Here is a 2,429-nt window from a genome sequence, read left to right on the forward strand (position 1 = left end):
GTGGCTCCAGAAGACGTGGATCAAGCAACAACCGTTAATGGCGAAGGGGTTAATGGAATCGTCAAATCCGAAAACCGCTTCTTGATCTGGGTCACTACAGATATCGACGAGGTCGTGGACTTCGAAGCTCCCAATCTCGTGAGGGAGAAGGAGCAGGCCGACGAATAGTGGGTCGGCGGATCAGCATAATACAAGCTGGAGACTCAGACCTCAACCCCTGCGGGACCTACGGTCACGCTGCTGTCCCGGAACAGTACTTTCGCCTCGCTCGCCTGAGCTATAAGTCACAGAGTCTCTAATTTTGAAGCGAAGGAGCACTGCTGGGCCGGTTTCAACAACCGGATCAGCTCCCAAACAGTGTCAGATGCTCCCTCTCCCCTCGAAGTAGCCCGTGAACTCGTGAGAAATTCTTCACACCGCAAGAAGGCAAGCCATCAACGATCTTCTACAGATAAGCGGATTGTGTACCGGGCAAGGTGTTCAGGAAACGGGGGTTTTCTGAACAGTAAAATCAAATCTACAAGGCTCTTCCCGAACTCAATGAAACACTACTGTCCGCAAATTGATAGAATATTCTGTAATGAATACAGGGCGCGAATCCACCGCACGCTAATTCATACGAATACCGCAAGTATAAGAAGATTTATACTAACACATCACCTCTACTGCGCGATTATGAATTCACGACGACGTGATAGTCACGCAGACAGCATGCGACGTGCTACCACAAGCAGACGGGCGTTACTCACAGCAAGCGGCGCCGTCGCAATCGGCGCGCTAAGTGGCTGTCTGAGCCAAGTCGCGTCGTCAGTCACGAACACAGGGTCGTCGCCTGCGGCAGTGTTCGCAGGTGCGGATTGGAATGACGATGAAACGGAGGTCACACTCACGTCCGAAGACGAGATCTTTGGCGAACCGCACGTCGCTCGGTTGACTCCGACGCTTGCTGGGCGAGTTGAGTTGGAAGGGTGGGTAACTTCGACCGCGCTCACCGCGGCGAACTACAACAACTCTCGGAGTAACAAATCAAAAACCCGGGCTCCTGACGGGGATGAGGATGCCGATGGTGTTGACGACGACGTTCGCGGTGAGGACTACAACTCGCCCCGAAGTAATCGGAGTATCGCAGGCCCCAGCGATATCATCGACGACGATATCGACGAAGACGATGAGACGTTCCGGCGCGTCTCGCGGCTTGACGCACAGCTCGAAGAGGCGACGACTGCGGCTGCGACAGCAATTTCGAAGCGGAGTGCGCGGACAGGGCGGAATCCGGAGACGGAGAAAGAGATTACTGAGGCGTTAGGTGACATGGAAGCAGTGCTGGCCGAGATGCGGGCAGTGCTGGAGCGATGTTCAGACGAGTCCTGTGTCGCGGCACTGGCGAACGTCGCAGATAGGGAGACAGACGTTGTCCGAGCGCAAGAATACGCTCAGGACAACGAGTGGGAGGCTTTCGGTCTTGACAGTGGTGGTGACGGGAACGATATCCTCGGAGATTACTTGCTTCCACCAGTCGGGTTTGACCCAGCAGGGTCGTTCAGTCCGGGAGAGCAGGCGGAGCTTTTCAGATATCTTGAGCAGAAGCCTGTTGTTGCGGAACGGTTCTCGGTGTGTTTGCCTGATGCTGAGGTTCCGGGTGGAAACGGCAGTATCGAGGACGCGGTGACGCCGGAGCGGCTCTTCGCCTACCTGACGGGTCGGTCCGATGGTGAGGGTAAGGTGTACTCGTGGGGGAATTCAGAGTATGCTGGCCCGGATGAGAGCGGTGATTGTGACGATGTCAGTTCCACTGTGTCCCCGGGTGCGGTGTGCGGGGAAACACCCCACTTCGTTGCGGAGATGACGGGGCCTGTGGCGACGGGCGGTGGACTCGTTGCTGAGCGCACTACTGACGGTCACGTTGTTGTGACGAACTCTCCACCGTCTGCTGACGCTGGTGTGTCTGTCGTGGTGTGCCCGGTTGAGGATAAGCCGTTCGAGCCGGACGGGTTGGATGCGTGGGCAAAGAAAATGGATGATGTGCCTGTTGAACTTGCTCAGCAGGGTCGATTGCTCAACCTGACAGTAGCGCAGGTGATGGTCCAGCCACCAGGGTGTCCGGAGTCGATTCCGGCCCTCATATACTTGAGTCGAGGGCTAAGCGACGGGCAGCTCATCTACTCAGGCGGGTGGATTATCGACGATGCTGCGTTGTACGAGAATTCGACGACGGTGTTATCGATGGCTGGGGCGGCGCAGGTGGTTGGTATTGAGTGCTGCTTCGATTACTCTGCTGACGCTGATAGAGATGGGCTCAGTGACTTAGTGACACGAGCAGGGCTGAGTGAGCGTGCTCGTCGGGGGGCGCGAATGGACTCAGGAACGGTCGATGAGTTGGTCAAAGCGAGAGTGTTCTCAGCGGACTCGTTTGACCCTGAGGATCCTGT

General features: G+C 56.3%; 1 pseudogene. It reads left to right on the forward strand.

The annotated features are described in order from the left end of the window. Positions 1–840: 840 nt before the first annotated feature. Positions 841–2,429 (forward strand): annotated as a pseudogene (locus tag EXE42_RS15130) (hypothetical protein); the annotation flags it as partial.

The sequence above is a fragment of the Halorubrum sp. SP3 genome, assembly GCF_005435195.1.
GTDB classification, from domain to species: domain Archaea; phylum Halobacteriota; class Halobacteria; order Halobacteriales; family Haloferacaceae; genus Halorubrum; species Halorubrum sodomense.